The sequence below is a fragment of the Pseudarthrobacter sulfonivorans genome (assembly GCF_001484605.1).
Taxonomy (GTDB): domain Bacteria; phylum Actinomycetota; class Actinomycetes; order Actinomycetales; family Micrococcaceae; genus Arthrobacter; species Arthrobacter sulfonivorans_A.
Genome location: NZ_CP013747.1, coordinates 2360278 through 2385234, shown reverse-complemented (window position 1 = coordinate 2385234; position 24957 = coordinate 2360278). Strand labels below are relative to the sequence as shown.

Annotated in this window: 28 protein-coding genes; 15 read left to right on the top strand and 13 right to left on the bottom strand. The window is 66.4% G+C overall.

Annotated elements, in window-relative coordinates; genetic code table 11:
* The first annotated feature begins 9 nt into the window (after positions 1-9).
* Positions 10-2427 carry a heavy metal translocating P-type ATPase gene (locus AU252_RS10655; protein ID WP_058930687.1) on the top strand — a complete coding sequence of 806 codons (2418 nt, stop codon included), beginning with the start codon at positions 10-12 and terminating at the stop codon, positions 2425-2427.
* A gap of 90 nt (positions 2428-2517) precedes the next feature.
* Here the strand turns inward: AU252_RS10655 and AU252_RS10650 are convergent, their stop codons facing one another.
* Complete coding sequence (locus AU252_RS10650; protein ID WP_058930686.1) at positions 2518-2790, bottom strand: DUF2277 domain-containing protein; 273 nt, start codon at positions 2788-2790, stop codon at positions 2518-2520.
* A gap of 211 nt (positions 2791-3001) precedes the next feature.
* Here AU252_RS10650 and AU252_RS10645 point away from each other — a divergent pair, with 211 nt between their 5' ends.
* Complete coding sequence (locus tag AU252_RS10645) at positions 3002-3265, top strand: WXG100 family type VII secretion target (RefSeq protein WP_058930685.1); 264 nt, start codon at positions 3002-3004, stop codon at positions 3263-3265.
* Positions 3266-3434: 169 nt separating this feature from the next.
* Here the strand turns inward: AU252_RS10645 and AU252_RS10640 are convergent, their stop codons facing one another.
* The gene (locus tag AU252_RS10640; RefSeq protein ID WP_058930684.1) at positions 3435-4439 is read right to left on the bottom strand and encodes an EamA family transporter; all 1005 of its coding nucleotides are present in this window, start codon (positions 4437-4439) and stop codon (positions 3435-3437) included.
* Between the two features lie 71 nt (positions 4440-4510).
* Here AU252_RS10640 and AU252_RS10635 point away from each other — a divergent pair, with 71 nt between their 5' ends.
* Positions 4511-5056, top strand: coding sequence for a CGNR zinc finger domain-containing protein (locus tag AU252_RS10635; RefSeq protein ID WP_058930683.1), 546 nt, complete (start codon positions 4511-4513; stop codon positions 5054-5056).
* On the opposite strand, the gene AU252_RS10630 is transcribed toward AU252_RS10635, so the two are convergent.
* The 3 genes from AU252_RS10630 to AU252_RS10620 form a co-directional block, all read right to left on the bottom strand.
* Positions 5053-5424, bottom strand: a complete 372-nt coding sequence (locus AU252_RS10630) for a hypothetical protein (protein WP_058930682.1) — start codon at positions 5422-5424, stop codon at positions 5053-5055. The two genes, AU252_RS10635 and AU252_RS10630, sit on opposite strands and share 4 nt — an antisense overlap.
* A gap of 105 nt (positions 5425-5529) precedes the next feature.
* Positions 5530-6120: a hypothetical protein gene (locus AU252_RS10625; protein ID WP_058930681.1), complete on the bottom strand. Its 591-nt coding sequence runs from the start codon at positions 6118-6120 to the stop codon at positions 5530-5532.
* A 25-nt stretch (positions 6121-6145) separates the two neighbouring features.
* Positions 6146-7498, bottom strand: coding sequence for an MATE family efflux transporter (locus tag AU252_RS10620; RefSeq protein ID WP_058930680.1), 1353 nt, complete (start codon positions 7496-7498; stop codon positions 6146-6148).
* A 128-nt stretch (positions 7499-7626) separates the two neighbouring features.
* On the opposite strand from AU252_RS10620, the gene AU252_RS10615 reads away from it, so the two are divergent.
* Entirely contained in the window at positions 7627-8061 is a 435-nt protein-coding gene (locus AU252_RS10615; protein WP_058930679.1) for a DoxX family protein, read from the top strand.
* Positions 8062-8157: 96 nt separating this feature from the next.
* On the opposite strand, the gene aztD is transcribed toward AU252_RS10615, so the two are convergent.
* Positions 8158-9453, bottom strand: coding sequence for a zinc metallochaperone AztD (gene aztD / locus AU252_RS10610; protein ID WP_058930678.1), 1296 nt, complete (start codon positions 9451-9453; stop codon positions 8158-8160).
* 325 nt (positions 9454-9778) lie between these two features.
* Between aztD and AU252_RS10605 the strand changes: the two genes are divergently transcribed.
* The gene (locus AU252_RS10605; protein WP_058930677.1) at positions 9779-10747 is read left to right on the top strand and encodes an acyl-CoA thioesterase; all 969 of its coding nucleotides are present in this window, start codon (positions 9779-9781) and stop codon (positions 10745-10747) included.
* 54 nt (positions 10748-10801) lie between these two features.
* Here AU252_RS10605 and dnaB read toward each other — a convergent pair whose 3' ends face one another.
* Positions 10802-12184 (bottom strand): replicative DNA helicase, encoded by a 1383-nt coding sequence (gene dnaB / locus AU252_RS10600; RefSeq protein WP_058930676.1) that lies wholly within the window; start codon positions 12182-12184, stop codon positions 10802-10804.
* Positions 12185-12874: 690 nt separating this feature from the next.
* On the opposite strand from dnaB, the gene AU252_RS10595 reads away from it, so the two are divergent.
* Positions 12875-13330: a hypothetical protein gene (locus AU252_RS10595; protein WP_058930675.1), complete on the top strand. Its 456-nt coding sequence runs from the start codon at positions 12875-12877 to the stop codon at positions 13328-13330.
* Between the two features lie 2 nt (positions 13331-13332).
* Positions 13333-13905, top strand: a complete 573-nt coding sequence (locus AU252_RS10590) for a hypothetical protein (protein WP_058930674.1) — start codon at positions 13333-13335, stop codon at positions 13903-13905.
* Between the two features lie 83 nt (positions 13906-13988).
* Here the strand turns inward: AU252_RS10590 and AU252_RS10585 are convergent, their stop codons facing one another.
* Both AU252_RS10585 and AU252_RS10580 read right to left on the bottom strand, forming a co-directional pair.
* On the bottom strand, positions 13989-14369 hold the full coding sequence (locus tag AU252_RS10585; RefSeq protein WP_058930673.1) for a zf-TFIIB domain-containing protein: 381 nt from the start codon (positions 14367-14369) through the stop codon (positions 13989-13991).
* A gap of 103 nt (positions 14370-14472) precedes the next feature.
* Positions 14473-15099: a CE1759 family FMN reductase gene (locus AU252_RS10580; RefSeq protein WP_058930672.1), complete on the bottom strand. Its 627-nt coding sequence runs from the start codon at positions 15097-15099 to the stop codon at positions 14473-14475.
* Between the two features lie 451 nt (positions 15100-15550).
* Between AU252_RS10580 and AU252_RS10575 the strand changes: the two genes are divergently transcribed.
* The 8 genes from AU252_RS10575 to AU252_RS10540 all read left to right on the top strand — a co-directional run bounded on the left by AU252_RS10575 (position 15551) and on the right by AU252_RS10540 (position 22672).
* Entirely contained in the window at positions 15551-16642 is a 1092-nt protein-coding gene (locus AU252_RS10575) for a hypothetical protein (protein ID WP_058930671.1), read from the top strand.
* Position 16643: 1 nt separating this feature from the next.
* Positions 16644-17483: a glycosyltransferase gene (locus AU252_RS10570; protein WP_058930670.1), complete on the top strand. Its 840-nt coding sequence runs from the start codon at positions 16644-16646 to the stop codon at positions 17481-17483.
* The gene (locus tag AU252_RS10565; RefSeq protein WP_058930669.1) at positions 17473-18756 is read left to right on the top strand and encodes a lipopolysaccharide biosynthesis protein; all 1284 of its coding nucleotides are present in this window, start codon (positions 17473-17475) and stop codon (positions 18754-18756) included. The genes AU252_RS10570 and AU252_RS10565 overlap by 11 nt, the downstream gene beginning before the upstream one ends.
* Positions 18757-18764: 8 nt before the next feature.
* The gene (locus AU252_RS10560; protein ID WP_058932882.1) at positions 18765-20543 is read left to right on the top strand and encodes a hypothetical protein; all 1779 of its coding nucleotides are present in this window, start codon (positions 18765-18767) and stop codon (positions 20541-20543) included.
* Positions 20540-20881: a hypothetical protein gene (locus tag AU252_RS10555; protein ID WP_058930668.1), complete on the top strand. Its 342-nt coding sequence runs from the start codon at positions 20540-20542 to the stop codon at positions 20879-20881. Before AU252_RS10560 ends, AU252_RS10555 begins: the two co-directional genes overlap by 4 nt.
* On the top strand, positions 20878-21093 hold the full coding sequence (locus AU252_RS10550) for a hypothetical protein (protein ID WP_058930667.1): 216 nt from the start codon (positions 20878-20880) through the stop codon (positions 21091-21093). Before AU252_RS10555 ends, AU252_RS10550 begins: the two co-directional genes overlap by 4 nt.
* Entirely contained in the window at positions 21090-22142 is a 1053-nt protein-coding gene (locus AU252_RS10545; RefSeq protein WP_058930666.1) for a hypothetical protein, read from the top strand. Before AU252_RS10550 ends, AU252_RS10545 begins: the two co-directional genes overlap by 4 nt.
* Positions 22143-22249: 107 nt before the next feature.
* Positions 22250-22672, top strand: a complete 423-nt coding sequence (locus AU252_RS10540; RefSeq protein ID WP_058930665.1) for a DUF1801 domain-containing protein — start codon at positions 22250-22252, stop codon at positions 22670-22672.
* A gap of 170 nt (positions 22673-22842) precedes the next feature.
* On the opposite strand, the gene rplI is transcribed toward AU252_RS10540, so the two are convergent.
* From rplI to rpsF, 4 genes are all read right to left on the bottom strand, one after another.
* Complete coding sequence (gene rplI / locus AU252_RS10535) at positions 22843-23295, bottom strand: 50S ribosomal protein L9 (protein ID WP_056341694.1); 453 nt, start codon at positions 23293-23295, stop codon at positions 22843-22845.
* 17 nt (positions 23296-23312) lie between these two features.
* Positions 23313-23552 (bottom strand): 30S ribosomal protein S18, encoded by a 240-nt coding sequence (rpsR, locus tag AU252_RS10530; RefSeq protein WP_003800144.1) that lies wholly within the window; start codon positions 23550-23552, stop codon positions 23313-23315.
* Positions 23553-23680: 128 nt separating this feature from the next.
* Positions 23681-24262 (bottom strand): single-stranded DNA-binding protein, encoded by a 582-nt coding sequence (locus AU252_RS10525; RefSeq protein ID WP_056341689.1) that lies wholly within the window; start codon positions 24260-24262, stop codon positions 23681-23683.
* A 73-nt stretch (positions 24263-24335) separates the two neighbouring features.
* Positions 24336-24641: a 30S ribosomal protein S6 gene (gene rpsF / locus AU252_RS10520; RefSeq protein WP_011693941.1), complete on the bottom strand. Its 306-nt coding sequence runs from the start codon at positions 24639-24641 to the stop codon at positions 24336-24338.
* Positions 24642-24957: the final 316 nt, after the last annotated feature.

The window sequence follows — 24957 nt, the reverse complement described above, 5'->3', positions numbered from 1 at the left end:
GGATCCCACATGAGTACAGACCATCTCCAGCACCAGCCCCAAAGCCGGGTGGTTGAACTGGATATTGAGGGCATGACCTGCGCCTCCTGCGTGAACCGCGTGGAAAAGAAGCTGGGCAAGCTCGACGGCGTCGAAGCCTCCGTCAACCTGCCGCTGGAATCCGCCCACGTCACGGTCCCGGCCGGCATCACGGACCAGCAAATAGTGGACACAGTCAACGCCACCGGCTACAAAGCAACGGTCCGCCCCACGCGCTACCCGAGCCAAAGCACCGCCCAGGAGCACCACGCCACCGATCACGAAACGGAACACGACCACAGTGGCGACATGAGAGACATGCGGCAGCGTGCGTCTAAGCGAGGCACGAGCGAGCACGCCGAGCATGTGTCTCATGGCGCCACGTCAGACGACCACACCGACCACATGTCCCACGGCCCGGCCGCCGCCAAGCTGCGCCCGCGCCTGATCGTGGCCGCGATACTGACGCTCCCGGTCCTCGCGATTTCGATGGTTCCGGCCCTGCAGTTTCCCAACTGGGGCTGGGTAGCCGGGGCCTTGGCGCTTCCGGTGGTCAGCTGGGCGGCCTGGCCCTTCCACCGCGCGGCGGCTGTCAATGCGCGCCATCTGGCGTCCACCATGGACACACTGGTGTCGATCGGCGTCGCCGCCGCCTACCTCTTCAGCCTCTGGCAACTGGCACTGGATCCCCGCATGACCGAGCACCCGGCCATGGAGGGGATGGAATCGGGTGGCCTGTACTTCGAAGTGGCCGCCGTGGTCACCACCTTCCTGCTCCTGGGCCGGTTCCTCGAAGCCAACGCCAAGCAGAAAGCCGGCGACGCCCTCAAGGCGTTGCTGAACCTCGGCGCCAAGGACGCCACCATCCTGCACCACGGATCCGAACATAAAGTCCCCGCCGATCAGCTCCGCGTGGGAGACGTCGTGGTGGTCCGCCCCGGCGAAAAAATCGCCACGGACGGTGAGGTGATCGACGGCGTTTCAGCCGTGGACGCGTCCCTGCTGACCGGCGAATCCGTTCCGGTGGAGGTGGAGCCCGGGAGCAAAGTCACCGGCGCCACCATCAACACTTCCGGCCGGCTGCTGGTGCGGGCCACCCGCGTGGGCGCCGAGACCACACTGGCCCAGATGGCCCGGCTGGTCTCGCAGGCGCAGACCGGCAAAGCCCCCATCGCCCGCCTCGCCGACCGGATCAGCGCGGTGTTTGTCCCGATTGTGCTGGCCATCGCTGTAGTCACGTTTGGGCTGTGGCTCGCGTTCAGCGGCCCGGTGATTGAACCTGCCGAGCTCAGGGCCGCCTTTACCGCCGCGGTCACCGTCCTGGTCATCGCGTGCCCGTGCGCCCTGGGCCTCGCCACTCCGGTGGGACTGCTCACCGGAACCGGCCGGGGCGCCCAGCTGGGCATCCTGATCAAGGGCCCGCAGGTCCTCGAAGACACCCGCACGGTGGACACCATCCTGCTCGACAAGACCGGCACAGTCACCACCGGAAAGCTTGCCGTGGGCAATACTCTCGCGTTTGAGGGTTTCCCAGGCACCGACTTGCTGCGGTTCGCCGGCGCCGTGGAGGCGGCATCGGAGCACCCGATCGCCCACGCCATCGCGGCCGCGGCGGTTGAAGCGCAAACCGGGGACGACGACGGCGGGCGGCTTCCCGCCGTCGAACACTTCCGTTCGGCACCCGGAGGCGGAGTGGTGGGAACCGTTGAAGGACGCGTGATTCTGGCGGGCCGGACCGGCTGGCTCACGGAGAACGGCGTCCGCCCTTCCGGCACGCAGCTGGAGGCGCTGGCCGCCGCGGAAGCCACCGGGGCCACGGCCATCTGGGTGACGGTGGACGGCACCCCTGCCGGCATCATCAGCCTCCGTGACACCGTAAAGCCGGGATCTGCGGAAGCTGTGGCAAAGCTGAAGAGGCTCGGGCTGCGCCCCATCCTGCTGACCGGGGACAACGCCGCGGTAGCCGCGCAGGTTGCTGCCGCCGTCGGCATTTCCCCTGACGATGTTTATGCAGGTGTCCTGCCTGCCGGGAAGGTGGACGCCGTCCGTCGGCTCCAGGCGGGAGGGTCCATTGTGGCGATGGCCGGCGACGGCGTGAATGACGCCGCCGCGCTGGCGCAGGCTGACCTGGGCATCGCCATGGGGTCCGGTACGGATGTGGCCATCGAGGCGGCGGACCTCACCGTCATGGGAAACGATCTGGGACAGGTGGCACAGGCCATCGAATTGTCCCGTCGGACGCTGGCCACTATTAAGACCAACCTGTTCTGGGCGTTCTTCTATAACGCCGTCGGCATTCCCGTGGCCGCCCTGGGCCTCTTGAACCCGATGATTGCCGGTGCCGCGATGGCGGCGAGTTCCGTCCTGGTGGTGGCAAACTCGCTCCGGCTGCGCAGCTTCGGCAAGTAGGCAGCGCCCACCCCAACTAGGTCGCGCTAACTGTCGTTATGGACGCTCAAAACGACTGTTGGCGCTACTCAGTTTGAGGGGACGCGCGGCTCAGGCGGTGCCGAAGCGCACCGCCGCGCGGGCCCTGGCCTTGGCGGCCTCTTCGTCCCGGTGCTTGGCGGGAGCGTGGGTGACCAGCGCATCCAGCAGGTGTTGGGTGATGTGGGCGATCTCGTGCACTGCCGCTTCGAAGGCGTCTTCGTTGGCCTTGGACGGCTTGGTGCTGCCGCTGACCTTGCGCACATACTGCAGCGCGGCGGCATGCACTTCTTCAGACGTGGCGTGCGGTTCAAAGTTATGGAGGGTTCGGATATTCCGGCACATAAGCCCATGCTAGGCTCTGGAACGCTTGGGATCGACCCCTGGCCCCGTACTGGATACGGGCCGCGCCCATGGGGAGTGGTGCATGGGCAGCGGTGCCCATCGACAGTGTTTTGGGGCCGGGATAGGTTCTAGGTAATGGATCTTCCGGATGAGCCGGGGGCCACTGGGGATGCCGATCTGGATCGGATCCAAGACAACGAGGAGAAAACTGATGGCTATTTGGGGCGCAGATGTAGAGCAGCTCAGGACTCTTGGCAGCAAGCTGCAGGCCGGTGCCGGCGAGATCGAGCAGCAGCGGTCCAACCTCTCCCGCGTGCTGGACAGCACCAACTGGGAAGGCCCGGACGCCAAGGCCTTCCGTGACGAATGGTCAGGCACGCACACCGCGGCGCTGAACCAGGTCGTCCAGGCGCTGAAGGATGCCGGCCAGAAGGCCACCAAGAACGCCAGCGAGCAGGACCAGGCTTCACGCTAACGGCGGAAGCTCTGCCGTGGGGCCCGGACACAGCACAGTGTCCGGGCCCCCTCGGCATTTAACGGCCGGGGCACAACGAAACGGAGGCACAACGGCGGGGCGACGGCGGTGCCCGAGCCGTGGCACGCGCCCTTTAGGGCAAGTCCTGCAGGACCAGGCACCCGGGCACTCAGGGCACGGGTTCGACGTCGTTCGCGTGGTCCAACGGGGCTGGCACACCGACAGTTGCAGCGGCCGTGCCGGAGCGCAGCTCGTCCAGCCGGACCAGAACCACCCCGCCGACAATGAGGACGCCGCCCAGGAGCTGGATGGCGCCGGGCAGCTCACCCAGAAGCAGCCAGGCCCAGGTCACGGCGAACAGTACTTCGGTCAGCGAGACGAAGGATGCAACCTTGGAGCCAAGGGCGCGTGCAGCGACAATGCCGGAAACGTACGCCAGGACTGTTGCCAGGATGACCAGGCCACCGAGGGAGACCCACCAGGGTGTGATCCAGGGGCCGAGCCTGGTATCCGCGGTGCTGAAGGCCATGGGAAGCAGTCCCGTGGCGGCCGCCAGCCACATAACGGCTGCCCCCACCAGCAGCCCGGCGGACGCCAGGACGATGGGCGGCAGGGAATCATTCTCCTTGGCCGTGATGAAGAAGTAGATGGCAAGGCATACGGCAGCGGCCACCCCCCACAGGACCCCGATGATGTCGATCTTGACCGTTCCGGTGAGGTCCAGGACGAGGACCAGGCCGCCGAGCGACAGCACTGTTCCGCCGAAGGTCAGCGCCCGTGGCCGCTTCTTGCTGGCTCCCCATAGCCAAAGGACGATGAGGACGGGAGCCAGGTATTCAAGCAACAGCGCTACACCCACGGACAGGCGGGCTACCGCGTTGAAGTAGAACAGCTGGCACGCGGCCACGCCGATCAGGCCGAATAGACCGATGGTGACCCAGTTGTCGCGCAGCTGGTACCACCGTCCGCGCAAAGCCAGAACGGCAGGAACGGCGAGAATCAGCGCGGCACCGGTCAGCCTTGCCGTCACGGCAGCGCCCGGGGACCAGCCGGTTTCCAGGAGCGCCTTGGCGAAGGAGCCGGAGAGCCCGAAGACGGCAGAAGAGAACAACGCGATTCCAAGGCCGGAGCCAAGCAATCCGCCCGCGGCTGCGGGGTTAGGGGCGGCAGTCACCGACGCCTCCTGTCAGGAGTAAAGTGGGGTAATGGTCCTGACATTACGCCCCACCTCAGTAAGGAGTCAAGATGGTCTTTGCCCCTGACACCGAAATAGCCCTGCGCGCCGTCGTCAACCTGATCAACACCGCCGCCAACGGACGCGAATCGCTCGCCAGGGTGGCGGACCTCGATGAGTTCCTTCAGTCCGAGGGGTTCAGTGGAGCCCGCGCCGGCGATGCGGCGGAGCTGTCGAGTGTCCACGAACTGCGCGGGCGGCTTGCCGCCCTCTGGACTGCAGACGAAGACTCTGCTGTGGCGGGTGTCAACCGCCTGTTGCGCGAGGCCAACGCACTCCCCCAGCTGATGAAGCACGATGAGTGGGACTGGCATCTGCACGCCACTGCCAGGGACGCGCCGCTGGCAGAGCGCATGGGCACCGAAGCCGCCATGGCCCTGGCGGACGTCATCCGGAGCAAGGAGATGGACCGCATGCTCGTGTGCGAGGCCGAGGACTGCGACGCCGTGGTCCTGGACCTCAGCCGCAACCGGTCGAAACGGTATTGCGATACCGGGAACTGCGCCAACCGCGCGCACGTGGCAGCGTACCGCGCGCGGCAGGCTACCGTTCGCTAGGAGTGGCTGGAGCCGGTACCGTCAGCGTCCGGAGTCTCAGGGGCGCCGCCGGCCTGGCTGGGGCCGTGTCCCCCGAATCCGTGCGACGGTTTCCGGGCTGAACTCAGGTTGACGCCGGATCCCTTGCCCAGGTGTTCGGAGTTCTCCTTGTGGCTCATGGCCAGCATGGCCGCGATCACCAGCGTGACGATGAACGCGATGCCGGCGCCCGTGAAGGCGAGGTCGAACCGCGGGGTCTTCGAGCTGCCGCCGGAGGCGAAGATCAGCACCGTAACGAAGGCGAGGACGGCCCAGAACGCAGAGAACATCAGCGGCCCCTTCACCGAGGTCCGCAGCTTGCGCGGTTTTCCTGGTTTCTGGTCTGCCAAGGTAGTTCCTCTCCTACAGCCATGCCGACGGGCGTGCTGGTTCGAATGTGTGTGGGGTTGTTCCGGGCACGTTTTCTACGCCGGGTAGAACCTTTCGCTTCTAGTTTACGGCTTCGCGGAGGCGGGCCGGGAATCGTGCCTTAGAGTCAGCCCCGACAGGACCCAGAGCACACCGGAGATGATGGCTCCGCCGCCGGCGACGCCCAGCAGGGCATGGGCTCCGAGGCTGATGAAGAAGGGAAGGATCGCCGCGGTACCAAGCCCGATGATGCCCGAGGCCAGCCAGTCGCGGGCCAGCATGTGCCGGCCGCGATACTTGAGGCCGCAGTACAGCTCCACGGCTCCGGCCAGGCCAAGTCCCACCGCCGCGACGACGCCGAAGACGCGGTCCCCGTGAAGCAGCGCCAAGGCAACACCGGCGCCGGCCAGGGCGGCCCCTGCAGCGGAGAGGATTTTGCCGGGCATGCCGTCCCGCGCGTAGCCGGTCTTCGGGATGGCCCAGAGCAGCAGCAGGCCCGTGACCAGCAAATACAGCCCGCCCGCCCAGCCCATGACCTGGACCGATGGTCCGGCCCAGAAAATGGTCACGGCGCCGAACACCAGTGCGGCCACGGCCCGGAGCAGCACCGGCTTCCACAGGTCTGCCTGCTGGGCGGTGCCGGCGGGAGCATCTGTGGGCGTCAGTGGTTGGTTCACCGGTCCAGTTTAGTGGCCGCCGGCCCTATGGCGAACCCAGCACCATCCAGCGGTCCGACCGGGCGCGCAGGCCCAGCGTCAGCGCCCGGGCGGCCATATACCCCAGCGCAAAGGCGGCCCACAGCCACACGAGGCCTGCAGCGGCGGACATGCCGGAGACGGCAACGGCCACGAGCATGGGGACGTAGACAGCGAGGTTGACCACGCCCGCCAGCGCCAGGTACTTGGCGTCTCCGGCGCCGATCAGCACGCCGTCCAGGACAAAAACATAACCGGCAAGAGGCTGACCGGCGGCCAGGATCCACAGGGCGTAGGTCAGCACGGACTGGACGCCGGCGTCGGAAGTGAAGAGCGCCCCTGCCCAGGGCGCCGCGACGGCCAGCAGGGCCCCCGTGACCACGCCGAATCCGATGCCCCAGCGGATCATGGTCCGGGTCAGGTGCCGCGCCCTGACGGCGTTGGAGGCGCCCAGTTCCTTGCCGATCAGGGCCTGGGCGGCGATGGCAAGGGCATCGAGGGCAAAGGCGAGGAACGAGAAGATGGTCATGGCCAGCTGGTGTGCCGCCAGGTTGACGGCACCTTGCCCCGTGACCACAAATACCGTGGCCAGGATGGCGATGCGCAGGCTCAGCGTGCGGAGCATAAGCCACGAACCGACCCGGGTCATTGCGCGGATGCCGCTCCAGTCGGGCCACAGGCTGATGCCATGCCGGGCGGCATTGCGCTGGACCATCACCAGATAGACGGCCGCCATGGCCCATTGCGCCACGCTGGTGCCTGCCGCCGAGCCCGCAACGGACCAGTCCAGCCCGTAGACCAGCCACAGGTTAAGGACAATATTCAAGGCAAAGCCTGCGGTGGCCACGAGCAGCGGCGTCCTGGTGTCCTGCAATCCGCGCAGGACGCCGGTGCCCGCGAAGATGAGCAGCATGGCCACCAGGCCGGGCATGGACCAGCGGAGATAGTCCACAGCGAATGAACGGACTTCGCCTTCCGCCCCCATAGCGGCCACCAGCGGTTCAGCGGCCCAGAAGCCGGCCACGGCCAGGACCACGCCGAGCAGAAGTGCCAGCCAGACGCCGTCGCGCCCTGCGGCGAGTGCCTTGCCCAGCTGGCCGTGTCCCATCGCGCGGGCCACCGCCGGGGTGGTGGAGTAGGCGAGGAAAACCATCAGGCCGACGGCGGTGTGCAGCACAGCGGAGGCGAGCCCCACGCCGGCCAGCTGGGCCACGCCGAGATGGCCCACAATGGCCGAATCCGCGAGCAGGAACAGCGGTTCGGCGATCAGTGCGCCGAACGCCGGCACGGCGAGCCGCAGGATTTCCCGGGCATGGCTGGCGGGACGCTGGACGGCAGCGGGGGCGGATTGGTTGGGCACGGTTTCAGCCTAACGGCCGGCACCGCCCACCTGGCTGCTCCGCTTCCGTGACGCCGGAAGTCATGACAAAGGACACAATGGCGGACCATTAGTTGACACTTCAACTAATGGTCAGGGAGACTCGATTTATGAATCAGTCACGCCTCACCACCACCGCCATCACCGTCCTGCGCGTCGCCCTCGGCTTCCTCTTCGCCGCCCACGGCTGGCAGAAGTTCAACGAATGGACCATCGCCGGCACCCAGGCCGCGTTCACCCAGATGGGCGTTCCGGCAGCCAACGTGTCAGCGCCCTTCGTCGCAGGCCTCGAACTGATCGGCGGCATTGCCCTGATCCTCGGCGTCCTCACCCGCGTGGTGGCCGCCCTGCTGGCCGTCAACATGATCGGCGCCTTCTTCCTGGTGCATGCCTCGGCAGGAGTTTTCGCCGACAAGGGCGGGTACGAACTGGTGCTGCTCCTGGGCGCTGCCGCCCTCGCACTCGCTCTCACCGGAGCCGGCCGCGTGTCCGTGGACCGCGCCGTGTTCGGCCGCATGAACAACAAGCTGGCAGTCCTCGCCTAAGCGGACTCCTCTTCAACGAGCAACGCCCGACGGCGGACAGGCACCCACGTGCCGGTCCGCCGTCGGGCTCTTAACGTCTTTGCAGTGGCCGGAGCGTCAGCCGGTCACCCCGGTCAGTTCGTTGGGCACGTGGTCCAGGTCCGCGCTTTTGATGATTTTCCCGGATTTGAGATCCACGGCATGGATCCTGGAAGCCGCCGGCTCCGTGATGAAGGCGGTTGAACCCTGGACAAACAGGGTGGGCCGGGGATCCTGCCAGGCATCCGGCTCCGTCCAGGCGCCAACCACGGAAATGGCAGCGGTCTCCTCGCCCGTCGTCGGATCAATCACATGAAGCGCCCCGTCCGTGCCCAGCACCAGAGCCTCCCCGCCCGGACCGCGGCCCAGGGAACGGAAGGAATAGCTGGCGCCCAGGTCCACCAGCTGCAGGGTCCCGGTGTCGGTGTCGACCAGCGAGATCCGGGTGGGCCGCTCCAGGCCGGCGTCCCTGTCCACCTTGTAATCGCCGAGGATCACGGGAGATTCGTGGCTTCCGGCCTGGTTGCCCATGCGGCCGTACGGGTCAGGGCTTGCAACCTTGGTGAAGGCGCCGTCGCGGTAGACCAGCATGCCGTCCTCACAGCCCACAACCACGGTTTCATGGCCCGCCACTGCCTCACCATGCACGCCGGGGCACTCCTCGTTGCGGAGCAGTTCACCGCGTCCCTGCCCGCCGCCATTTCCCGGCGCGCTCAGCAGCGCCAGGCCAGTGCGGCCCTCCTCGTTCCCGAGGGTGACCAGCAGCTTCCCATCCTCCAACGCGATGGCGACGCCGTGGTGGGCTTCGGGTGCGGTGTAGGTGCTGGTCTCGGGCAGGCCTGCCTTGAGCGCGTCAGTCAGCGCGGCCGGATCAAAGACCTCCACCTTCCCTGAACCGTCATTGAACAGCACTGTCTTCCCGGCGTGGTTGACCACGTGGCCGGCCTTGCTGGCGCTGAAGGCCCGGTCCGTCAGCCGAGGCGCGGCGGCATAGGAGTGCCCATGGTCGCCGTGCGCCTCGGTCCACACACCGGCATCGAAGACGCGGAAGGAATCTCCGGTGGCCACCAGAACGTGGCGGCCGTCGCCCGCCGGGCTGAGGCGGTTGAAGCCTTCCAGCGGCACTTCCTCCACGGGCTTCAGCGTCTTCGCGTCAAGAACCGTGATGCCCGCGTCGTGGGTCAGGACCAGCCGAGGGGTGGGGGCCTGGCCTTCCTTCGCCTGCCCTGCTGTGGCAGAAGCGGAAGTGCCGGCCGAGTCAGGGCCTGCGCCCTGCGACGGTCCGGAGCCCGCGCCCGGAGCAGCCCCGCACGCAGTGAGGAGCAGCGCCGAAACCGCAAGAACTGCCGGGAGAGCCTGCGGATAAGTGCGCATATGGACGGGATGTGAGTGAGTTTTTATCATATCGCTAACGATAGTCATTATCAATAGTGATGCAAATTGGATGACCTCGGCTGCGTCATGGCGGGACGCTCAAGGCGTCGCATTTTCACCCAAAACAAACACTTGACATCAAAAACTCCCAGAAAACCACCAGGAAACCCTTGACCTCTATAACGTTGTACTGATAAACCTGTGAGCGATAGTCCACAGAGAGAACTGCCCTGTCCGCCCCAAAAGGGCGGGCGGGGCAGTTCCTGTTGCGGGTATGTGTCGGCCCCGACCCTCCGGTAACACCGCGCCTCAGTAAGATCGCAGCATGACTGAGACCGCGGCCAATTCCGTAACCCTCCGCTTCCTGGCTGCCCCCACGGATGTGGGCCACAGCGGCTCGGTGGATGCGGGGACCGTCCTCGAATGGGTGGACAAGGCTGCGTACGCTGCAGCCGTGGGCTGGGCCAAGTCCTACTGCGTCACCGCCTACGTGGGCAACATCCACTTCGCGGACCCCGTGAACAGCGGCGACATGGTGGAGGTGGAGGCCACCATCGTCTACACGGGACGCTCCTCCATGCACATCCGGACCGTCGTCTCGTCAAGCGACCCCAAGGGCGGGCCTGCCACGATGCGCAGCCAGTGCATGGTGATCTTTGTGGCGGTCGGCGACAACGGCAAGCCGATACCCGTCAAACAGTTCGAACCGGTCACGGCCGCGGAGATCGAACAGCGGGACCACGCCCTGGCGCGGATCAAGGTCCGTGAACGGATCGTCGAAGCCATGAACGCCCAGGAATATACCGACGCCGGGACCGCCGAACGCGTGACGCTGCGGTTCATGGCCGCCCCCACGGACGTGAACTGGGGCGGGAAAGTGCACGGCGGAATTGTGATGAAGTGGATCGACGAAGCCGCCTACGTCTGCGCGTCCCGCTACTGCGGCATGGACACCGTGGCGGTATTCTCCGGTGGCGTGCGCTTCTACCGGCCCCTGCTGATCGGCCATGTCGTGGAGGTCGAGGCCAGGCTGGTCTACACCGGGACCAAAGGCATGCACATCGCCGTACACGTGCGCTCCGGAGATCCGAAGGGCAAGGAACTGAACCTCACCACGTATTGCCTCACAGTGATGGTGGCACGCGATGCCGACGGCAACTCGGTGCCCGTCTCCGGCTGGGTGCCGGTCTCGGCGGAGGATACGCGGCTGCACGCCCACGCCCGCGAACTGCTCGAAATCCGTGGGACCGCCCCGGGGAACCGGCTGCCCAACCACCTGCTGGGGCAGGGCTAAGACAAAGGGATCCACCTGCTGGGGCAGGGCTCAGCCAGCCGGGCGGGAACGACCCTAGAAGCCGCTGCCTCCGGCGTCGGCCGCCATGTTGGCAAACCGCGAGTAGTGACCCTGGAATGCCACCACAATGTCCTTGGTGGGGCCGTTACGGTGCTTGGCGATCAGGATGTCCGCCTCGCCCGCGCGCGGGGATTCCTTGTCATAGACGTCCTCACGGTGCAGCAGGATGACCATGTCCGCATCCTGCTCGATGGAGCCGGATTCGCGGAGGTCAGAGACCATGGGCCGCTTGTCCTGGCGCTGCTCGGAGCCACGGTTGAGCTGCGACAGGGCGATGACCGGAACCTGGAGTTCCTTGGCCAGCAGCTTCAGCGCACGGGAGAACTCGGAGACTTCCTGCTGGCGTGACTCCACTTTCTTGCCGGAGCTCATGAGCTGCAGGTAATCCAGGATCACGAGCTTCAGGTCATGCTGCTGCTTGAGGCGGCGGCACTTGGCCCTGATTTCCATCAGCGACATGTTGGGGCTGTCATCGATGAAGAGCGGGGCATCATTCATCCGGCCCATGGTGGTGGCGATCTTGGACCATTGCTCGTCCTTGATGGTGCCCTTGCGGAGGTCCTGCAGGCCGATGGTTGCCTCGGCGGACAGCAGGCGCATGGCGATTTCGTTCCGGCCCATTTCGAGCGAGAACATCACGGTGGCCAGGTTGTTCTTGATGGCCGCAGAGCGGGCGAAGTCCAGGGCAAACGTTGACTTACCCACTGCCGGACGGGCGGCAATAACGATCATCTGCCCCGGGTGCAGTCCATGGGTGAGTTCATCGAGTTCGTAGAACCCCGTTGGCACACCGGTCATGCCTTCCCCGCGGTGTCCGGACGCTTCGATCTCGTCCACGGTGGCTTCCATGACGTCCTTGAGAACCACATAGTCCTCTGCTGTGCGCCGCTCCGCCACGGCGTAAACCTCGGCCTGTGCCTGGTTGACCAGGTCCTCCACCTCACCGTCGGAACCGTATCCCAGCTGGACGATTTTGGTGCCTGCGTTGACGAGCCGGCGCAGAATGGCGCGCTCTGCCACGATTTCCGCGTAGTAGCCGGCATTGGCGGCCGTGGGGACAGTCTGGATTAGCTCGTGCAGGTAGGCGGGTCCGCCGATCCGGTTGATCTCTGCGCGCTTGGTCAGTTCGTCCGAGACGGTAACCGCATCCGCCGGCTCGCCGCGGCCGTAGAGGTCGATGATCGCCTCGTAGATGGTCTCGTGCGCAGGCCGGTAGAAGTCCTGGCCGCGGAGGATTTCCACAACGTCCGCGATGGCGTCCTTGGACAGCATCATGCCGCCGAGGACGGACTGCTCAGCGGGAATGTCCTGTGGTGGCTTACGGCTGCCTTCTGATCCGCGGGTACCCTCGATCGAGTCCAGGTGCGTTACTGACAAAGCTGCCGTCCTCCATAGTGTGCCGCGACTTGATGCGGCGAGTAAGTCATTCACCTGCCGGGGTGCCCTCCCGCGGGACCTCCACGGGACGGCATACGTTCAGGTCTATCAGCGGCCTCCGACAATGAAGCCCGGCGGGCCCGATTGAAGCCTCCGCAACGTTGAGTCTGCGCAACGCGTGTGGGAGTTATCCCCATGTTCCGCAAGTTATCCACAGAAAGCGCCGCAGCAGCCGGACCGAAGTCCTCCACTGCTGCGACAGCACATGTCCGCGACGGCGTCATAGCGCCCCAAAAGCAGGTATCCCGCAACGGTAGCCGCCACCGCCCCAGCGTCCAAGCCCACCAACCGGGAGGGCTGTGGATAACCTGTGCACTAAGGGGCATAGCTTGTGCACAGCCTGTGGGTGAACCTGTGGAAACAAAAAAACTTTTGCCGTATATAGGCCTCTGACCTGCGAAAACGTTCGTCGAGGATGTGGACTAAATTCTTTTTTTCCTAACCTTCATCCACAGCTTGCGGCGCGGCGCTGTTGAAAGATCCGGCTTTCCGGGCGCCTCCACCGGCGATTCATACCCGTTTAGTGATGCATCGCACACCTGCCGGCATCTTTTGACGCCGCAGCGAATCGGCTGTATGCGACGGCAGGAATGTGCTGTGGATAACGGGCATCTGGCATAAGCTCTGACTATGGGCGATGTACTGATGGTGTTTCTGCCGGCCGGCGTGCTGGCGGCAATAATCTGGGCATTTACGACGGCCCTCAGACCCCGTAATTCCGGGACCTCCGACGCCGAGAAGTACCAGCAGGACCTGGCGAGGCGCTCCGCGGAGCACTATGCCGAGCAGGTACGCGTGGCAACAGCCGTGCGTGCCCGCCTGGAAGCCAACACCCGGCCCAGCCAGAACGAACAGCAGCAATCGCAGCAGGAAGACCATGCCCGGGCAGCACGGCGCGGGCAGCCAGGAGCGGGTGCCGGCCAGTATGGCTATGCGGCGCTCCCCGGCGGGATTCTGGACCCTCAGCTGGCCATGCAGTTGCAGACAATGGCGCACGACGGGCACAAGATCCAGGCCATCAAACTCCTCCGCCAGGCAACCCAAACGGACCTGGCGACAGCCAAAAAGTATGTAGATCGGCTTTAGAAATGGAATCGCTCGTGATCCCCGTTATCATCCTCGCGGTCGTAGCCGCCGGTGTCGCATTGGCTGCCCGGGCGGTCAGCAGGCGGCAGGCGGCCGTCAAGCAGGCCGGCACGGCCCCTGCGCCGGATCCGACTGAGGTGGCCCGCCGGGCCGCCGCCAAGCTCTCTGAGGACCAGCACCGCAGGTTGTACGCGCTGATTGCCCAGGGACAGGCGATGGCGGCCATCAAGCTGTACTACGAGGCCACAGGAGAAGGACTGCGGGCATCCCGGGACGCGGTGGGGGCGTTGGCTGCCCACCCGCAGGCCTACCGCAGCCCTGCCGCTGAAGCGGCGGAGGCAGAGCCCGACGATGACGACACGCCCCAGCGGTTCCCCTACCGCTACCGCGCCATTGCCAGCAAGGGCGATGTGACGCGTGAGGTCAGCAGCAATATGCTCAACGACGAGATCTACGGCCGCATCCGCACGCTGGCGCGCAGTGGCGACACCGAAGGCGCCGCCACTGCCCTGACCAAGCACTCGGACATCTCCATGAAGCAGGCACGCGAGTTCATCGCCCTCCTGGACGACTAGGGCTCCTGGGCGACAGGGCTTCTAGGCGACTACGCTCCTGGACTCCAGGGCTCTCAGCCGCGGCACAGTGCGCCGTCCGGCTGTCAGAAGTCGAAGATGTCTCCCAGCCAGCCTTCCTTCTTTTTGGGCCGCCGGCGGTCGTGGTCGCGGTCATACCCCGGCTTGTCGTACTTCCGGTCATCGTAGCGCGGCTGGTCGTAACGGGGCTGCTCGTACCGCGGCTGCTCGCGGCGGGGTTCAAAGTTCGGATACAGAGGGGGCGGAACCGGAGCAGCGACAGGCGCCGCGGCCGCCGGGCGCGCCGGCGTAGGAGCGCGGCCGTTCATAGCGTCGTTGGCGCGGTCGATGATCTTGTCCAGCTCACCGCGGTCCAGCCAGACGCCGCGGCACTGCGGGCAGTAGTCGATCTCGACGCCGCTGCGTTCGCTCATGATCAGGTCAATTGAATCCACAGGACATTTCATGTTCCGGTCAACGACCGGGGAGACCGAATAGTTCAGCAGCCGGGATCCCGGGGCTGACGGGGGAGCTTTGCGGACGGGCGCGGACTTTGCGGACCGGCGCGCCTTAGCGTCCGCCGGAAATGCCTGCCAGGAGCTGCGCGAACGGCAGGGACTCCAGTGCCGACGGCTTGCGGCCGGGCTGATCCTCCGCGAGGAGGGCGGCAAACTCAGCCGCCGCACGGTCGATCCGCGACGAGAGGGGTGAGCCGCCGTCGTCCGTGTTTCCCCAGTCCTGGGGGCCCGCGAAAACGGCCGTAGCGGCCATCCTGGTGCGCAGGTAGCTGAACAGCGGGCGCATCGCGTACTCGAGAACCATCTGGTGGCGGTCCGTGCCACCAGTGGCACCCAGGAGGACAGCCTTCCCGTCCAGGGACTTGGGATCCAGGACGTCAATGAAGGACTTGAACAGGCCGCTGTAGGAGGCGCTGAACACGGGGCTAACGGCAATGATGCCATCGGAAGCCTCCACGCCGGCAATGACATCCGCCAGGCGAGGGGCCGCATAGCCGGTGACAAAATTGTTGGCGATGTCCACCGCGAGGTCCCGGAGCTCGACGACCTCAACCTTCACCTCGAAACCCGCATCGGCGAGGCGGTGCTCTGCTGCAGCGGCGAGCTGGTCGGCGAGCAGCCTGCTCGAGGACGGCACGCCCAGGCCGGCGGACAGTATGGTGATGCGGCGGGTTTCCACTTGGACTCCTGAGGTTCGATAAAGCCAATGCTACATGCATTTGCATGTATCTAGATAACTGATGCCTGTCCGCGTTTATTCCAGCGGTGCTAGGTCACCGGCGGTTGCACTCCGGGCGGCATGAAACGAGCATCTGCGTTTTCCGGGATGCGCGGGAGGGGCACCCCTCTACCTAAAGCGCTTACGGGATAAGTCCCCAATGCACCTAACAGATCACTCGGCGTTGCCCCTCCACACCTAGCTCTGGAGGGAGCACGAAATTCCCTATGTAGGACGCGATATAAAAAGCGAGTACTCAGTACTGGTGTTTACCTGGCCGGGCTGGCCATATGCTCAATTTACGGGCAGAGTCACTCGGCCGGGGGTTTCGAATTCCTCTAGAGGCACTGGCTGGATTAGTCGCCGGGGCCGAGACACCATCCGACCGAGACCACCCAGACAGGAGATGACCATGCGCACCTGGCAGACCAAGGCACTGCACTTCGACATCCACGGCCGCATCACGATCCGCGTTGACGCAAAGGCGCCGTCAGCGACCCAACTCCAGAGCATGTTGGCGTGTTTCGCCACCGACACCGAACGGCCGGCCGACATCGTCGTCGATGCCGGGCCGGAGCCTATGCCGGATGCGGGTCTGCTCGAGCACGAGCTCGCGTACACGGGGAACAGCGTGCGTTTCCAAGCCGATCGGGTCCAGGTCGTGAGGGACGGAGAGCAGTGGCGCATTCACGGGCCGGGCGAGCTGTTGACCTCCGTGGTCCCTGTTCTCGATGCCGCCATGGTCGGTCGAGGAGCCGGCATGATCCACGCGGCAACGATGGCGTACCGGGGTCACGCGATTGCGCTTCCCGCCGCCGGAGGGACCGGTAAGACGAGCACCGCCGCCAAGCTGATGCGGCGCGAGGGGTGGTCGTTCATGGGTGACGACTGGGCCTTCCTCGCCGAGGACGCCACGCTGCTCGGCTACGCGAAGCCGATGTTCATCAAGCCGCACCACCGGGACATCTACCCGCACCTGTTCGAAGGTGTCCGGAAGCCCCTCGTCCCGTCACGGCTCTCGGGGAGCGTCGGCCGTCTCACTACGGTGGTGCATCCGTACGTCATCCGTTATCCGCGCCTCGCGGACTTCTCCCGGCGATGGTCGCCGGAGCACCGCATGGTCGAGGCGGGGACCGCGTTCCCGGGGCGAGAAGTGACGACCTCGGCTCCGCTCGCGGCCGCCATCTACATCGAGCGCTTCGAGGGCGACCGGTCTCGGATCGTCGAGCGGACGACCGAGTGGATGGTCGACCGCATGATCGGCAATTTCCACATCGAGATGGCGGGCTTCTCGCAGCGGGTCGTGACTGGCCTGGCGGCCACGTCCGTCCTCCCGTGGCGCGAGCACTTCGCGGCGAAGGGGGTCGTGCTGAGCAAGGCACTCGACGGACGTCCCTGCCACCTGCTGCAGGTGCCCTCCGCGTACACGGCGGACGAAGCGTCGGACGACATCGTCCGGTATCTCGAGGAGCTGCTGCCGTCGGTCCTCGACCAGGAGGCCTGAGGTGCGGGACACAGAGCGTCACAGCCCTGCCGAGGTCACCGCGGTCACCGCGGTCGTTCCGGCCCGCAACGCCGAGCACCTGCTCCCGCGCTGTCTGGGGGCCCTGCGTCAGTCAGGTGTAGCCGAGATCATCGTGGTGGACGGATGCTCCACCGACCGCACCGTCGACCTCGCCCTCGCGGCCGGTGCCCGGGTCCTGAGTGACGAGGGGCGCGGCCTGCCATGGGCTCGAACGCTCGGTGTGCAGAGCAGCAGCACCCGTTGGGTCCTGCTCGTCGACGCCGACGTCGTGTTCGGGCCCACGGGGGTTGCCGACCTGCTCACGGAGCTGGTCGAGGGCGGCTACGACGCCCTCCAGGCCGGTCTGGAGAGTGTTGCTGGACCGGGCTACTGGGGGCAGGCGCTGGCACATCACCATCGCACCGGCCGCAGCCGCAACTGGTTCGGGCTCGTGGCGACGGTCGTGGACCGGGACCTGATGCTGGGCGTGGGTTTCGACGACTCGTTCAAGTCGGGAGAGGACATCGAACTGCGTTGGCGGATGCGGGAGTCAGGGCTGCGAACGGCGGTGTCACGCCGGGTCGTCGTCGAACATCGTTTCGCCGCAGACGACTTCGACTTCGCGCTCGACCAGTTCCTCATGGACGGAACGGGACTGGGACGGATGGTCCGCAAGCACGGCTGGCGCGGTGCGAGATTGGCGCTGCTGCCCTTCGCCGCGGCAGTCCGGGGCAGCGCCTTGAGCCTCGCCGCGGGCCAGCCTCGGTGGCTGCGCTACTACTTCGCCTTCTGCTGGTATAACTACGCCGGCCTGGCGAAGGGGTTGCGTCGTGAGCGCTGAGCGGGGGACCACTGTCAGGGACGGCTCGACCGTCCGGCACTCCGCCTTGCGCAGCTCGCTCGGCCTCATCGTGGGCAAGGCCGCCCAGACGGGCGCGGGTTTCGCCTTCTGGGTCGTGGCCGCGCGCGCGACGTCCGACCGTGAGGTCGGGCTCACCATGGCCGCCGTCGCGGCGGTGATGATCTGCACGCAGCTCGCGGTGCTGGGCGCCGGGTCGGCCGTGATCGTCGCCGTGGGGCGAGGGGAGCCGCCCGCGCGGGTGCTGGACGCGGCGTTCGCCATCGTGGGGGTCGCCGGCACCGTGCTGGCCCTCGGCTACCTCGTGCTGCAGTCGGCCGTGACGCCGGACACGGCCTCGCTATCGGTTCTCTTCTGGCTCACGTTCCTCGTGGCTGCCGTCACCGGCACCCTGGTCATCGTGCTGGACCAGGCGCTCGTGGCGTTGGGACGCGGTTCCAGCGCGAGCTTGAGGTACGCGTTGGGCGGCGGGGTCTCACTCGGGGCTGCAGCGCTCGTGTCCTGGGGGGCGCATGGCGCCTCCGCCGACGTGCTGATGGCCTGCTGGACCCTCGGGACGACCGTGGCATGCGTCGTCGGTGCAGTCCAGCTGCGAAGACTGGTCGGCTACCGGCCGCGATTGTCCTTGCGCCCGGCGCGCGGCCGTCCACTGCTGGCGGTTGGCCTTCCGTACCAGCTCCTCACCCTCACCGAGCGCGCTCCGGGGCTAGTGCTGCCGCTCCTGCTCGCGCACATGGTGGCGCCGGAGGCAGCTGCCTACTGGTATCCCGCATGGATGATGGCCTGGGCCGCCTACTCCGCTCCGATGCTGATGGGCATCGTCCAGTTCTCCGAGGGTGTCCGCGACCCGGCACGCCTGGTGTCGACCACCTGGGCGAGTCTCCGTTGGTCACTCGTCGTAGGAGGTCTGGCTGCCGCCGTCCTCGTCCTCCTCGCCCACCCGCTGCTCAGCCTGCTGGGGGAGCGGTACGCCGACGCGTCCGCCGGAGCTCTGCGGTGGTTGGCGGCCGGACTGGTGCCGTACGCGGTGCTGCAGGCCTACAACGCCGTGTGCCGGGCCCTCGGTCGCTACACGGAGGCGATCGTGGTCGGCGTGATGCTCGGAGTCGCCCTCTGCGCCGCAGCGCTGTGGACCGCCGACAGGGGCCCCAGCGCCATGGCCCTTGCGTGGCTGGTGGTGCTCTCCATCGGTGCCGCGGCGGTCGGCCTTCGGCTGGTCGCGGTCCTCCGGCGCCTAAGGAAGGACGCGCGATGAGACACACGATGACCGGCACGCTCGATGCGACCAGCCGCACGGAGGGACGCTGGAAGCCCCGTGACGTGTGGTGCGCGCTGGCGGGAGTTGTGTCGCTGGCGCTTGCCGTGGGGGCCGCCTCCACGGTGACCGTGCCCGTGAACAGCGATCTGGGGCTCGTCGCCGTGCTGCCCTACCCGTTCTGGGCGGGGGTCCTGCTTCTGAACGTCGCCTTCGTCGTGGCGCTGCGGGGGGATACCGCGGGCCCGGCGCGCCGCCCGGTCATGATATGGCTTGTCGTGGTGCTCGTGCTTGTGCTCTTTGGGACCGCAGCCTTCGTGACGGACGTACCGCGGGGTGAGGTCGCGTTCCGTCACCTCGGCGTCGCCGACGCCCTCTCGCGCACCCAGGGGATCGACCCGGACATCGACGGGTACTTCAACTGGCCGGGTTTCTTCGCGCTCCTGGCGACGCTGCTCCGGGCGACCGGTCTTGACCCGGTGGCCGTTGCCCTGTGGGCACCGGTGCTCAACATGGGTCTGTGGCTCGCTGCCCTGGGCGTGCTGACCGGCTACCTGACGCGCGATCCGCGACGGCGCTGGCTCGTGCTCTGGGTCTTCTGCCTCGGCAGCTGGCAGGACCAGGACTACCTGTCTCCCCAGGCCTTCGGCTTCTTCCTGTACCTCGTCGTGGTCGCGCTGCTCGTCGGCCCGTTGGCCGCGCGGGCTCCCGAGATCCGCGGCTACCGACGCGCCGACCTGGTGGCGTGGTGGCGAGGGCGGTCGCCCGCCGAGCCCCGGTCGGGGCACCGGGTGAGCGCGCTCGTGGTGACCCTATTGCTCGTCACGGTCATCTGCGCGAGCCATCAGCTGACGCCGTTCATGGTGCTTATCGCCATCACCGCTCTCACCCTGAGCGGACGTGTCTGGCCCAGCCGGCTGCCCCTGATCACCGTGGTCGTGCTGACGCTGTGGCTCGCCTACCCCGCGAGTGCATACCTCCTCGGGAACCCACCCCTCGCGGAAGCAGGACTGCAGGCCGCGACCGAGGCGAACGTCATCGACCGCCTCGACGGGACCGCTGGGCACGTGCTGGTGGTGCAGGTCCGGATCGTTCTCACCCTCGTGCTGTGGGCGCTTGCCGCGGCGGGGGCGGTGCGCGACTGGCGCAGAGGACGTCTCGACATCCGGGTGGTCCTCCTGGCCGTCACCCCACTGCTGCTCTTCCCCGCGCAGTTGTACGGCGGGGAGATGCTCATCCGCGTCTCGCTGTTCGCGCTGCCCTTCATCGCCGTGCAGGCGTGCTCGGTCCTGCTTCCCATGGAGGGCAGCACACGCTCCTCCTCCCGCGCCGCGGGGGGCCTTGCGCTCACCTGCTTCCTGCTGGCCGTGCTGACCGTGACGGGCCGGTTCGGGAACGCCCAGTATGACGTCTTCACCGATGATGAGATCGCCGCCGTCGCCGCCGTGCAGCGTCTCGCGCCCCCCGGCTCAACGATCATCTCGGCTGCCCACCCGACGCCGTGGCGCAGCGAGGCCTACCTCGAACACCGGGCCCGGACGATCGACGACATGTGCCGGTCCGACTTGTCGACGGCGACGTGCGGCCCACTTGTTTACGACTACGCCCGACACAGCCCTGGCGGTGCCGTCGTGTTGCTCACGCGCTCGTCGGAGGCGAGTCTCGTGGTGCAGGGCGCCAGCAGCGCGGGCGGCTTCGCCGAGCTGGAGAAGTGGCTGAGCGTGCAGGACGGCGTGGAGCTCGCGTTCAGCAACGTCGACGCACGCGTGTACCGGGTGACGCCATGAGCGGCGGCGGCGTCAGCCGGCTCACCGTGGCGCTCGGTCTCGCGGCCGTCGCGCTGTCGGTGGTGACACTCGTCGGGCTGCCGACACCGCTGCAGACGGTCGCCGCGATAGCTGTCCTGATCCTGCTCCCGGGGCAGGCACTGGCCCGACTCATGCAGGTGACCGACCTCGCGCTCGGCGTGCTGCTCGTCCTGGCGCTCGGCCTCGCCACGCTCACGGCGGTGTCCACGGCGATGTTCTACCTCGCTGTGTGGTCCTGGCAGGCGTGCGTCGTCACGATGGGCGTTATCACCATCCTCGCGTGCATGGCACGCGCACGGCAGGAGGCCGCGTCATGATCGACGTCATGTTCAACCTGGCGGGACTGCTCGCGGCTGCTGCCCTGCTCATCACCCTCATCGCGCTCGAGGTCCGACGCGCCGGACCAGACACCGGGCAGCCCACACGCCCGGGGCTCCTCGGCCGAACTGTGAGCCCCTGGGTCGTCGCCGTCATGTGGACGATGTACCTGCTCCTCTTCCTTCCACGAGTGCTGGGACTACTCGTGTGAGCCACGCGGCGCGGTGGTGGCTCCTTAGCGACCTCCACCTGGGCGTGTCGGACGATGACCCCCGGTGCCCCGGCAGAGTGCTATCCGAGTTCCTGTACCGCCAAGTGCTCGCAGCCTCAGGTCCGCAGCAGCACGTCGCCTTCGTCGGTGACACGTTCGAGCTGGTCGGGTTCGCCGAGGACGAGAGCCTGGCCCGGCTCGAGTCCATCCTCGCCCGCCACCTCGACACGTTCCGGGCGCTGAAGGCGTGTGCGGCGCGCGGCGTGCAGCTGCACTTCGTGTGCGGCAACCACGACGTGGAGTTGGCCCGGCCCTCGGTTGCCGCCCGCCTGTCGGCGCTGCTGTCACCCGCCGAGCCCACGCGGGTCCGGGTGCACCCGTGGTTCCTGCACGTGCCCCACGTGCTCGTGGCCGAGCACGGGCACCAGCACCACGCGCTGCACCGGATGCCCGAAGTGCTCCGCGCGGCGGTCAACGGCACCGACGAGCTGAACCTACCCCCGCTCGCCGCCTGGAACGCCCATCCGTCGAGGTCGCACCTGAGCCGTGCCGGGGCCGTTGCCCGGGCCTGCCTGGCGTCCGAGCGGGCGGAACGCCGCGTCCGGGAGCTCGCTTACGACGAGCTGTTGCAGACCGAGTCACTGCGGCTCGCGCTCGACGGGGTGGCCGTTCGGGACCTGGCGCGCCTGTCCCGGTTCCGGACGGTGTCGGCGCTCCCCGTCGCCGCGACTCGCATGGTGCTCTCGGCCACCGGGCGCAGAGTCACCGGCGAGAAGGCTCCTGCTGCAGCGGGCCGGTTCGCACGTACCCTCGAGGCGCACGGTTCCGGAGTGTCCTGGTACGTCTCGGGCCACACCCACCGGGCCCTCGAGTCGGCGCTCGAGGCGTGCCCCACCCGATACGTCAACACCGGCACGTGGTGTTCGGACGTCCGCGGTCGCGGACCTGACCAGTCGGACCGTCGGGCGTTCCCGTACGCCGTGGTCGACGTCGCCCGCGACGGCACCACCACCGGCGGGCTGCGGTACTGGCGTCCGAACGGTGGCTGAGCCGTACCGGTGTCAGCGCGCGGGGGGAGTATTCTGGCTCACCGCCGCTGGCTACCACCCGGACCGGCGCGGCTGACAAGTGACCTGGGCTCTGCGAGACTTCCGTCATGGCTGAAAACAAGACCCAGGCAACCGGCGCCTCAGTGGACGAATTCCTGGCCGCAGTCGAGGACTCTGTCAGGCACCGTGATGGCCTGCGGCTGCTGGCGCTCATGAGGGAGATCACCGGCAAAGAGCCCGAGATGTGGGGGCCGACCATCGTGGGCTTTGGGCGGTACCACTACAAATACGAGAGCGGCAGGGAAGGGGATGCGGCGGCGGTGGGCTTTTCACCTCGGAAGGCAAGCCTCTCGCTCTACGGGCTGATGTACGGGCCCGAGGCTGCGGAACTGCTGCCCCGGCTCGGGAAGCACAAGACCGGTGCGGGGTGCCTGTACGTGAACAGGCTCGAGGACGTGGACCAGGCGGTGCTGGCCGAGCTGATCAAGGCAGGCTACAGGCACGTGACCACGGCCCTTCACAGCCCCTGACTTCCCGCCTCCTGGCCAAAGCAACGCGGGGTCACTTAATGCCCCTCAAGAGGCCTTTTTCGGGCATTAAGTGACTTCGCGTTGCCTATGGAAGAGGGCACAAAAAACCCCCGCCGCCGGTGACGGCAACGGGGGTTTTTGTGCAGTTTGAGGCTGCGTAACCGGAAAGGCTACTTGCCTGCGACTACGTTGAGTTCGATCACAGCGGCAACGTCAGCGTGAAGGCGGACGTTGGCCTGGTAGGAACCAACCGACTTGATGTGTGCCGGCAGTTCAACCTTGCGCTTGTCGATTTTGCCAAGGCCAGCGGCCTCAACAGCGTCGGCTACGTCGGCCTGCTTGACGGTGCCGAACAGGCGTCCGGTCTCGCCAGCCTTGACGACGAGCTTGACCGGCTTGGCGGAGAGTGCAGCGGCCTGCTTCTGAGCGTCTTCCAGGGAAGCGTGCTCGCGGGCGGCGCGGGCAGTCTTGATGGACTCAACCTGCTTCTCGCCACCCTTCGACCAGGTCAGGGCGAAGTTGCGGGGCAGCAGGTAGTTACGTGCGTAACCGTCCTTGACCTCGACAACGTCGCCAGCGGCACCGAGACCGGTTACTTCGTGGGTCAGAATGAGCTTTGCCATGTTAGTCAGTCCCTTCCTTAGCCGCGGCCAGCGCCGGAGTAGGGCAGCAGTGCAACTTCGCGGGCGTTCTTGATTGCCTGGGCGATCTTGCGCTGTTCCTGCACCGTGACGCCAGTGACGCGACGGGCGCGGATCTTTCCGCGGTCGGAGATGAACTTGCGCAGCAATGCTACGTCCTTGTAGTCGATGACAGTGATGTCAGCGGCCTTCAAGGGGTTGGACTTTGGTTTGGGCTTACGGAGTTCAGCCTTAGCCATCGTGGAGCTCCTATTCTATGGAGCCCGTGGATGTTGATCCACGGGATGGTGGTGGTCCGACGGCGGCAGCCACGTCAGGTGCCTTGCGGCACTTTCGGCGGTCCCGGCGTCGGGCCTAAATGATTGGTTTAGAAGGGAGGTTCGGAATCGGGGCCGTTGCCCCAGCCACCACCTGCATTGGAGACACCGGGCGTCGCCCAGGGATCCTCCTGTGCAGCCGGCTGGTTGCCGCCACCGAAGCTTCCACCGGAGTTGCCGCCCTGGTTTCCACCAGTGTTGCCGCCTCCGAAGCCACCGCCGCTGTTGCCGCCGCCGAAGCCACCCTGACCACCCTGACCGCCGGAGCGCTGGGTGCGGTTGACCTTGGCATTGGCGTAACGCAGGCTCGGGCCGATTTCATCGACTTCGAGCTCGATAACGGTGCGCTTTTCGCCTTCTTTTGTTTCGTAGGAACGGCTCTTCAAACGGCCGGAAACGATCACACGCATGCCCTTGGTGAGGGACTCGGCGACGTTCTCGGCTGCTTCACGCCAAACCGCTGCGCGGAGGAACAGGGTTTCCCCGTCCTTCCACTCATTGGACTGGCGGTCAAAGGTGCGCGGGGTGGAAGCGATGGTGAAGTTCGCGACTGCCGAACCTGACGGTGTGAACCGCAATTCCGGGTCACTGGTGAGATTACCGATGACCGTAATAGTGGTTTCGCCTGCCATCTACTGCCTCCTTGTTCGATCCTGGGTGAAGAATTCGATCCTGCGGGGTAAAGAATGAAAATCGGAGCTGAAATTACTCAGCAACAACCTTCTGCTCTTCGGGGCGGGTGATCTTGGTGCGCATGATGGTCTCGTTAAGAGACAGCTGGCGGTCAAGTTCCTTGGCGGTGTCCGGCTTGGCGGTGAAGTTCACCACGGCGTAGATACCTTCGGACTTCTTCTTGATTTCGTAAGCCAGTCGACGACGGCCCCAGATGTCAACCTTTTCGATGGTTCCACCATCGTTGGTGATGACGTTCAGGAACTTCTGAAGCGACGGCTCAACGGTACGCTCTTCGACCTCGGGGTCGATGATTACCATCAATTCGTAAGGACGCATATGTGAACCCACCTCCTTTGGGCTAAGCGGTTACGGCATTTCCGTAACAGGAGGTTCATTTGCGATGCCGTGCGATGCCCGGCCAACAGAACGTAGGCAGGGCGCAGCACAGACTTCAATATCTTAGTGCATTTGGACCGGATAGGCGATTCGCGCTTGACTCAAGGCTACGGGCAGCGCGCGCGTCGCCGGAAGCGTCCGGCGGGCTATGTGGATAACCCGGGGAAACAGGCTCCGCGCATGAGGAAAAAGTCTCTGGTGCCCGCCGCGGAACAGGGCTATATTTGCAAGAACGGCTGGGTACCGTGCTGGGCGC

What these genes read in the sequence shown, in the direction of transcription:
- aztD (WP_058930678.1), bottom strand. Translation starts at nt 9,453, where the DNA reads ATGCGCACTTATCCGCAGGCTCTCCCGGCAGTTCTTGCGGTTTCGGCG.
- AU252_RS10615 (WP_058930679.1), top strand. Translation starts at nt 7,627, where the DNA reads ATGAATCAGTCACGCCTCACCACCACCGCCATCACCGTCCTGCGCGTC.
- AU252_RS10550 (WP_058930667.1), top strand. Translation starts at nt 20,878, where the DNA reads ATGATCGACGTCATGTTCAACCTGGCGGGACTGCTCGCGGCTGCTGCC.
- AU252_RS10555 (WP_058930668.1), top strand. Translation starts at nt 20,540, where the DNA reads ATGAGCGGCGGCGGCGTCAGCCGGCTCACCGTGGCGCTCGGTCTCGCG.
- AU252_RS10635 (WP_058930683.1), top strand. Translation starts at nt 4,511, where the DNA reads ATGGTCTTTGCCCCTGACACCGAAATAGCCCTGCGCGCCGTCGTCAAC.
- AU252_RS10585 (WP_058930673.1), bottom strand. Translation starts at nt 14,369, where the DNA reads ATGAAATGTCCTGTGGATTCAATTGACCTGATCATGAGCGAACGCAGC.
- AU252_RS10650 (WP_058930686.1), bottom strand. Translation starts at nt 2,790, where the DNA reads ATGTGCCGGAATATCCGAACCCTCCATAACTTTGAACCGCACGCCACG.
- AU252_RS10645 (WP_058930685.1), top strand. Translation starts at nt 3,002, where the DNA reads ATGGCTATTTGGGGCGCAGATGTAGAGCAGCTCAGGACTCTTGGCAGC.
- AU252_RS10525 (WP_056341689.1), bottom strand. Translation starts at nt 24,262, where the DNA reads ATGGCAGGCGAAACCACTATTACGGTCATCGGTAATCTCACCAGTGAC.
- AU252_RS10575 (WP_058930671.1), top strand. Translation starts at nt 15,551, where the DNA reads ATGCGCACCTGGCAGACCAAGGCACTGCACTTCGACATCCACGGCCGC.
- rplI (WP_056341694.1), bottom strand. Translation starts at nt 23,295, where the DNA reads ATGGCAAAGCTCATTCTGACCCACGAAGTAACCGGTCTCGGTGCCGCT.
- AU252_RS10655 (WP_058930687.1), top strand. Translation starts at nt 10, where the DNA reads ATGAGTACAGACCATCTCCAGCACCAGCCCCAAAGCCGGGTGGTTGAA.
- AU252_RS10540 (WP_058930665.1), top strand. Translation starts at nt 22,250, where the DNA reads ATGGCTGAAAACAAGACCCAGGCAACCGGCGCCTCAGTGGACGAATTC.
- rpsF (WP_011693941.1), bottom strand. Translation starts at nt 24,641, where the DNA reads ATGCGTCCTTACGAATTGATGGTAATCATCGACCCCGAGGTCGAAGAG.
- AU252_RS10595 (WP_058930675.1), top strand. Translation starts at nt 12,875, where the DNA reads ATGGGCGATGTACTGATGGTGTTTCTGCCGGCCGGCGTGCTGGCGGCA.
- rpsR (WP_003800144.1), bottom strand. Translation starts at nt 23,552, where the DNA reads ATGGCTAAGGCTGAACTCCGTAAGCCCAAACCAAAGTCCAACCCCTTG.
- AU252_RS10605 (WP_058930677.1), top strand. Translation starts at nt 9,779, where the DNA reads ATGACTGAGACCGCGGCCAATTCCGTAACCCTCCGCTTCCTGGCTGCC.
- AU252_RS10560 (WP_058932882.1), top strand. Translation starts at nt 18,765, where the DNA reads ATGACCGGCACGCTCGATGCGACCAGCCGCACGGAGGGACGCTGGAAG.
- AU252_RS10590 (WP_058930674.1), top strand. Translation starts at nt 13,333, where the DNA reads ATGGAATCGCTCGTGATCCCCGTTATCATCCTCGCGGTCGTAGCCGCC.